5 protein-coding genes are annotated in these 7792 nt (G+C 58.8%); 3 read left to right on the top strand and 2 right to left on the bottom strand.

All coding sequences use genetic code 11. From position 1 onward, the window contains the following. Positions 1–78: 78 nt before the first annotated feature. On the bottom strand, positions 79–1428 hold the full coding sequence (locus tag PMI23_RS25770) for a spinster family MFS transporter (RefSeq protein WP_007918495.1): 1350 nt from the start codon (positions 1426–1428) through the stop codon (positions 79–81). Positions 1429–1729: 301 nt separating this feature from the next. Here PMI23_RS25770 and PMI23_RS25765 point away from each other — a divergent pair, with 301 nt between their 5' ends. Both PMI23_RS25765 and PMI23_RS25760 read left to right on the top strand, forming a co-directional pair. After that, positions 1730–2098, top strand: a complete 369-nt coding sequence (locus PMI23_RS25765) for a YkgJ family cysteine cluster protein (RefSeq protein ID WP_007918504.1) — start codon at positions 1730–1732, stop codon at positions 2096–2098. Between the two features lie 149 nt (positions 2099–2247). Next, a complete protein-coding gene (locus PMI23_RS25760; RefSeq protein WP_007918505.1) occupies positions 2248–4530 on the top strand; it encodes a putative bifunctional diguanylate cyclase/phosphodiesterase in 2283 nt (760 codons plus the stop codon). Here PMI23_RS25760 and PMI23_RS29555 read toward each other — a convergent pair. Further along, a complete protein-coding gene (locus tag PMI23_RS29555) occupies positions 4421–5317 on the bottom strand; it encodes an NAD(P)-dependent oxidoreductase (protein ID WP_162130188.1) in 897 nt (298 codons plus the stop codon). The genes PMI23_RS25760 and PMI23_RS29555 overlap by 110 nt on opposite strands. A 197-nt stretch (positions 5318–5514) precedes the next feature. Here PMI23_RS29555 and PMI23_RS25750 point away from each other — a divergent pair, with 197 nt between their 5' ends. Further along, complete coding sequence (locus PMI23_RS25750; protein ID WP_007918508.1) at positions 5515–7713, top strand: hypothetical protein; 2199 nt, start codon at positions 5515–5517, stop codon at positions 7711–7713. Positions 7714–7792: the final 79 nt, after the last annotated feature.

Below are 7792 nucleotides of genomic sequence, written 5' to 3'. Positions count from 1 at the left end.
CTCCCACAGGTTTCGGGTCGTTTACAGATTATGTGTACGACTCGGTCACTGTGGGAGCTGGCTTGCCAGCGATGACGGCTATGCGGTCGCCGCTGCAACCTCAGGCTCAACCACAGCAACCAAGCCCTCCTTCATCCGCTGCGCATCGCGCACAAAACACCGCGCCGCCAGAAACAGAAACACCATGGTCAGAAACAGCGCCACCGGAATCAGGTACATCGCATCATGCAGGCCGACTGCCTTAAAGGCCTCGGTCATCTGCTCCGCACCGGCCGCCAACATCGCCGTGTGCGCAAAATGATCCGACAACCCCCCCACCACCACCGGCCCCAAGCCACCGCCGAGCAGATACAACCCGGCAAAGAACAACGCCATTGCCGTGGCCCGCAGGCGCGGTTCGACCACGTCCTGAATCGCTGTATAAACACATGTGTAAAAGTTGTAGGCAAACAGCCAGCCAACACTGAACAGCGCGACAAACACACCAATCTCGATACGCCCCGAATGCAGCGCCCACGCCGTACACAGCGTCGAGATAATCAGACTGAACGCGGCAAACAGCAGCCGCCCATTGGCCACGCGCTGGTGAATCTTGTCGGCTATCCAGCCGCCCAGGGTCAAACCGACCAGTCCGGTCACGCCGACAATCATCCCGGTCGCCACCGCCGCTTCCTGCAACGGCATGAGGAAATAGCGTTGCAGCATCGGCACCAGAAACGAGTTGCAGGCATAGGTGGCGAAGTTGAAGCACAACCCGGCCATCACCAGCCAGAGAAAGGTCGGCACCGCCAGAATCCGGCGGATCGGCTTGTCGACTTTCTCTTGCGAAACCTGCACGGTCTCCGCTGCGCCGCGCTTCGGCTCTTTGATAAAGAACATGAAAATCGCCAGAAGCAGACCCGGCACCGCTGCAATAAAGAACGGCGCACGCCAGCTGTCGAACGCCTTGACCATCCAGCCGATGGTGAAGAAAGCCAGCAACAGGCCCAACGGCAAACCGAGCATGAAGATGCCCATGGCCCGCGCCCGCCGATGAGCCGGAAACAGATCGCCAATCAGCGAGTTGGCCGCCGGTGCATAACTGGCCTCACCAATGCCGATGCCCATGCGCACGATCAGGAAACTCCAGAAACTGCCGACCAGACCGTTGACCGCCGTCAGCGCACTCCACGTCGCCAGGCCCCAGCCCATCAGCTTGCTGCGCGAACCGGTATCGGCCATGCGCCCCAGCGGCAGGCCGGCGATGGCGTAAACAATGGTGAATGCGGTGCCGACGATCCCCAACTGGAAGTCGCTGAGGTGCCATTCCATGCGGATCGGCTCGATGATGATCGCTGGAATGGTGCGGTCGAAGAAGTTGAACAGGTTGGCGAGGAACAGCAGGAACAGAATGCGCCAGGCATTCGCCGCTTGGGTCGAGTTCTGCATGGGTCCGTCTCTTTATTGTTATAGGGCTTCACTGCCAACGCATCCGAGCCCGGAACCTGCAATCTAGTCAGCCACGCAAAGGCTGTCTGTGATCATTCGTCTGCCTGATATCGGCCCATGGCACTGTAACGAAACGTAAGCCCTTGATAAGTCTGTAATCCCCCGAAAACCGGGGCTTTTGCGGCAAAACCTTGCCACAAAAAAATAGTTTCGCGCCCCCCTTCCCAAGTCCGCGGCAAAGCCTAGAATGGCCGCCGGATCCGTCCGGATCTCCCGATCAATCCCTTTGATACCCTCGCCCATGTCTGAAGTCAGTCCGTGTCTGAATTGCGGTGCCTGCTGTTCCCATTTTCGCGTGTCTTTCTTTTGGGGTGAGTGCTCATCTTCCGGCGGCACGGTGCCTGATGAACTGGTCACACAGATCAGTCCAAGCCGGGTGGCGATGAACGGCACCGACTGCAAATCGCCACGTTGCACGGCGCTGGTCGGTGAAGTCGGCAGCGAGGTGAAGTGCTCGATTTATGAACTGCGCTCCAGCCCCTGCCGTGAATTCGAATCTTCATGGGAAAACGGCGAACAGAATGTCGACTGCGACAAGGCCCGTGCACGTTTCGGCTTGCCGCCGCTGCAGCCGGACTGGGCGCAAATCCCTTTCGAACAGATCGCGTAAGCCTTTAGCGCCAATCGCTATGACGCTAATGCCGAAATCATTAGCGCCAATGTGCCACTACCGCTTGCACCCCGAAATCGGCCTCTATACTCCTGACATTCAGCTGCGTTCAACGCGCACTCGGGACGACTTCAGAGACGGGGCATGCTATGGAGTGGCTTGGTTTGCAGTTTGTTACCGAGCTGCCGGAGAGCGGGCAGGTCATCCTCGATTGCAGTCACAACCCTTTCCTGGTGATGGTTGCTTATCTGGTCGCCTGCGCAGCCAGTTTCGCCACTCTTGATATGGCTGAGCGCGTTGTAAATGCCGAAGATCCGGGGTCGCGGCGGATCTGGCGCTGGATCGGCGCGACCTGCCTGGCCGGCGGCATCTGGGCCATGCATTTCATCGGCATGCTGGCTTTCCAGACACCGATCGACATTCAGTACGACCTTGGCATCACCCTTTTCTCGTTGCTGATCGCCCTGCTCGCCTCTTGGCTGGCCATGCAAACCCTTAGCGAAGCGCAGCCGAGCGCATTGCATTGCTTGAAAACCGCGTTTGTCATCGGCCTGGGCATCGCCGGCATGCATTACGTTGGCATGGCGGCGATGAAGTCGAGCGCCACCGCCTACTATCATCCAGGACTGTTCGCGCTGTCTGTGGCGATCGCCATCGGCGCCAGTTTCGCAGCGCTGTGGGTGGCCCGCTATCTCAGCGAAGGCAGCGGCGTCGCGCATCAGTTGCTCAAGTACAGCGCTGCGCTGATTCTCGGCGCCGGCATCATCAGCATGCATTTCACCGGCATGGCTGCGCTGGATCTGGTTCTTCCCGAGGGAGGCCTGACAGCGAGCGGCGGCGATAACGGGCATCTGCAACTGGGCCTGACCGTTGCGCTGATCATCCTGCTGATCCTTGGCAGCGCGATCAGTGCGGCGCTGGCCGACAAGAAACTGCAGAACAAAGAAGAGGATCTGCGCCGCGTCAACGCCCTGCTCAGCCAGCTCGATCAGGCGCGCATGTCGCTGCAACAAGCGGCCAACTACGACGCCCTGACCAACCTGATCAACCGCCGCGGGTTCAACCAGATCTTTGCCGAGAAACTCTGCCAGAAAGCCACCGAGGGCGGCATGCTCGCGGTGATGTTTCTCGACATCGACCACTTCAAGCGGATCAACGACAGCCTCGGCCATGACGCTGGTGACGAGCTGCTCAAGGTCATCGCCAATCACATCAAAGGTTCGGTGCGCAGCCATGAAGACGTGGTCGCGCGCTTCGGCGGCGACGAGTTCTGCATCCTCATCAACCTGCATGACCGCGAAGAGGCCCGCAACATGGCCCAGCGCATCATGCTCAAGATGAAGGAGCCGATCGAGCTGGCCGGGCGCCGCATGGTGATGACCACCAGCATCGGCATCAGTCTGTTTCCGGAGGACGGCACCACCTGCGAAGAACTGCTCAAGCACGCCGACCTGGCGTTGTATCAATCCAAGGGCGCAGGACGTAACGGCCTGCACTTTTTCAGTTCCAACCTCAAGACCCGCGCCAGCTTCGAGCTGCAACTGGAAGAAGAACTGCGCCATGCCCTGCGCGAAGAAAACGGTTTGATGCTGTATTACCAACCGATCTTCGAACTGAAAACCGGCCGCGTCACCAAGCTTGAAGCGCTGATTCGCTGGCAGCATCCGCTGCATGGCTTGCTGACCCCGGATCGTTTCATCTCGATTGCCGAAAACAACGGCTTGATCGCCGAACTGGACAACTGGGTGCTGCGCCGCGCGTGCAAGGATCTGGGTGAACTGTCGCGCCATGGCTGCGAAGAACTGAAAATCGCCTGGAACTGCTCGCCACTCAATCTCACCCGGGATGAGCTGGCCAACGAAATCGAAGGTGCCTTGCGCACCGCCGGGGTGGCACCGGAGCGGCTGGAACTGGAAGTCACCGAAAACGCGCTGATGGGCAACATCGCCAACACCCTGGTGTTACTGCGGCAGATTCGTGCCTTGGGTGTATCGCTGTCGATCGACGACTTCGGCACCGGCTACTCGTCACTGGCCTACCTCAAGCGCCTGCCGCTCAACACCTTGAAGATCGACCGCTCGTTCATCCTCGATATTCCCACGGCGACCGCCGACATGGAGATCGTCCAGGCGATCATCGTCATGGCGCACACCCTGCATTTGCAAGTGGTCACCGAAGGCGTGGAAAGCCTGGAACAGTACGAATTCCTTGAACGCTCAGGCTGCGACTTCATTCAGGGTTACCTGCTCAGCCGTCCGGTGCCGCTGGACGAGCTGCGCCCGGTGCTGGAAGAAATCAATCAGCGCAAACATTCACACGCGGTCAATCCGTTGATTCTGGCGCGCGGTACATTTGCACCAGTGTCGCTGGATCCTGCGCCAAATAACCTTGCGCCCCATGCAGGCGCATCAGTTGTGCGGCCAATCCGCTGATCGGCGTCGCCGAACCCTGTTCGCGGGAAAACTTCACTGCCGTATCAAGATCCTTGAGCAAGGTGCGCACGTGCCATTTGATCGGTTCGAAACGGCTTTCGGCCATTTGCGGGGCGAGGATCTGCAACGGTTTCGAATCGGCAAAACCACCCGCCAGCGCCTCGGCGATCAGACTCGCATCGACCCCAGCCTGTTCGGCGAGTGCCACCACTTCAGCGATGACCAAAGCATTGCAGGCGACGATCATCTGGTTGCAGGCCTTGGTCACCTGTCCCGCGCCGATGCCGCCCATGTGCGTGACGCGCTGACCGAGGTTGAGCAATACCGGGCGCACACGCTCCAGATTTGCCGCATCGCCGCCGACCATGATAGCCAGACTGCCCGCCTCGGCACCGACCACGCCGCCGGACACCGGTGAATCCAGCCAGGCCATGCCGGTTTTCTCCGCCAGTTCTGTCGCCATTTCGCGAGTGGCCGTTGGTTCAAGGCTGGAAAAGTCCACCAGCAACTGGCCGTTTTTCGCCCCTTCGGCGATACCGCCAGCGCCAAACACCACCTCGCGAACCACTGCCGTATCGGCCAGACACAACATCACCACGTCGGCGTGTTCGCACAATTCAGCGGCAGTCGCCACCTGCCGGGCACCGGCCTCGACCAGTGGCGCGCACTTGGCCGGGTTGCGATTCCACACGGTCAGCGGGTAACCCGCCGCCAACAAACGGCGGCACATGGGCAGGCCCATCAGACCGATTCCGGCGAACCCCAACGAAGGTAGCGTTGACATCATTTTGCCTCTTTTCGATTAAAGATCGCCGAATAATGGCCGATTCATCAACGATCAGGAAAGGATTCCCCCCAGCGACAGTCAGGCCAAAACCCTGACGCTCGGGCTCAATTCGCGCAATTAAAAGACGCGAGATCTTATTCCGTGAGGTTCGCAGGCAACTGGCCAGCGAGCCAACCAGTCCAGGTATATGGCGCACAATGACTTCTAAAAACAATCCCGCCACTGCGGTATCCGATCTGACTTTGAGCCCCGCCGCCAACAGCCCGTCATCGTCGAAGCCATTGGTCCCGTCGCGCCCGCTGTCAACCCAGCAATACCTGTACTTCACCGAAACCAATACCGACCGCATCCTCGACAACCTCGACGGCCTGCGTGATCTGGTGTTCCCGCGCCCACCGCACCTGGAAGGCGACAACGAACAGCACAACGACCAGGAATTCCCCTCGGTGTGCCTGATCGGCCTCGGTCGCTGCGGCTCGAACATCGCCCTTGATGTCGCGGAGCTGGTGTACAACGCGCGCAAGTTCTACCTCAACGAATTCAATAACGAAGACCGCGCGGCGGATCGCCGACTGGCCGACAAGGGTTACAGCCCGGCGCAGTGGATCAAGAACAACCTGCGCATCGGCCCGAACAAATCGACCAAACCGGTGTTTCTGGTCGAACCGCTAGTGATGCTCGGCGACCTCGACAAGGACATCGCCGGGCGCATCCGTTTCTCGCGCAAGGGCGAGAAAAGCGGCTTCCTGCGCGACTACAGCAAAATGAAGATCATGGACTTGTCCGAAGTCCACGCCGGTGGCGCCGGTAACGCGCCGATCCTCGGCCAGTACCTGGCGAAGATCATCCTCAACAAGGACACCCAGCGCTTCTCCAGCCCTGACTGGAAAATGATCCACTCGTACCTGATCGACAGCTGCGGCATCAAGGCCAACCAGTCGCGCCTGTATTTCTCGATCTTCAGTGCCGGCGGCGGTACCGGTTCCGGCATGGCTTCGGAATTCGGTCTGGCCCAGCAGCACTCGTACATGAACAAGACGTTCGACACCAAACCGATGGACGAGCATGACGGCAAGAGCGGTCATTCGTTTGTGTTCGAACCGATCTTCACCAGCGGCATCTGCGTGCTGCCGAACATTTCCGATCACCGCAGCGAAATGTCCGAGGCGCTGCACATCAACGCCGGTCGCCTGCTGTGCAAATACCTTTCGGAAGAATGGGATTTCTCCTACAACTTCGCCAATGAAGACAGCAGCGAAGCCAGCGTCATGGGCCGTATCCGCCCATGGAACGCGATGATGCTGATCTCCAACGACATCATGCGTTACGCCGAAGAAAGCGATGATGGCAACATCCAGAATATTGATGTCAATGCGATGGAAAAGCACGCCAACCAGTACATCTCGCAGCAGATCTTCAACATTCTCACGGCGCAGGCAGTCACCACTGACTACGACCAGAACTACTTCCGCCGCGCCGGCATCGACATCGGTGAGACCATTCGCCTGGATGCTAACGACTTGTTCATGAGTCTGGCCGGTCCGGTGGCAATTGCCTACGCAGAATCGGTGGTACCGGAAACCCCGCCGCCGAGCAGCGACAAATTCAAGGTGTTCGATAAAGAGCCGCAGCGTCTGAACATCGATGACCTGTTCTTCCGCTCGATCGATCTGCCGCATTTCAACAAAGTGACTCAGGCCATCGAAGGCATCAGTCTGCTGCCGATCGAGTCCAAGCGTTATCGCGCTTCGCTGGAGCAGTACAAGAACTCCGGCTACGACGCCGCGGCCCTGCACGACCTGCACTTCTTCAAGAACTGCTCGTCGGTGGTCTCGATCGTTTCGCTGCCGAAAGACTACAAGCTGTCGTACATGGACCTGAACCGGTTGAAGACGCACCTCAACAGCCTGTTCCCCAACACCACGCTCAAGCGTTACGCACTGGTAATCGGCGCCTCGGCCAACCTGTCGCTGACCACGTTGATTGCGAAGAGCCCGTGCCTGTCGGACGACTTCCTGACCCTGATCGTCGCGTTTATCAAGCGTTGCTTCGCGAAGAACCCGTACCGCTTCGACGAGACCCTGGACAACTCGATTCTTGATTTCATCATCAACGAAGAATTCGACGAAGATCGCATCGACGACCTGCTCAACGAATTCGAGAACCCGGCGAAGATCCTCGACACCAACTGGTACGCGATCAAACCGATGTACGAGAAGAAGTACCGCGAGCTGATCAACGACAAAGAGAAGTTTGTCTCGATCAATGACATTCGCCTGTCGCGTGATTGCGTGAAGAAGTCGATCAAGTACCTGCGCGAGATCTACCGCCACCGGATTGGCAAGACCAAGGTTATTTCGCTGAATAACCATACCGGCAAGTCGTTCTCGGTCTGATCCAGGATCGAGTCGCGGCAATCGCGAGCAGGCTCACTCCTACAATTGGAATGCGTTCCCCTGTAGGAGTGAGCCTGCT

The sequence above is a fragment of the Pseudomonas sp. GM24 genome, assembly GCF_000282235.1.
In the GTDB taxonomy this organism is placed as follows: Bacteria; Pseudomonadota; Gammaproteobacteria; order Pseudomonadales; family Pseudomonadaceae; genus Aquipseudomonas.
This window is presented reverse-complemented; position numbering and strand designations above follow the sequence as displayed.

Bases quoted from the DNA above. Each gene is read 5' to 3' on its own strand.
- PMI23_RS25770 (WP_007918495.1), bottom strand. From the start codon at position 1,428: ATGCAGAACTCGACCCAAGCGGCGAATGCCTGGCGCATTCTGTTCCTG.
- PMI23_RS25765 (WP_007918504.1), top strand. From the start codon at position 1,730: ATGTCTGAAGTCAGTCCGTGTCTGAATTGCGGTGCCTGCTGTTCCCAT.
- PMI23_RS25760 (WP_007918505.1), top strand. From the start codon at position 2,248: ATGGAGTGGCTTGGTTTGCAGTTTGTTACCGAGCTGCCGGAGAGCGGG.
- PMI23_RS29555 (WP_162130188.1), bottom strand. From the start codon at position 5,317: ATGATGTCAACGCTACCTTCGTTGGGGTTCGCCGGAATCGGTCTGATG.
- PMI23_RS25750 (WP_007918508.1), top strand. From the start codon at position 5,515: ATGACTTCTAAAAACAATCCCGCCACTGCGGTATCCGATCTGACTTTG.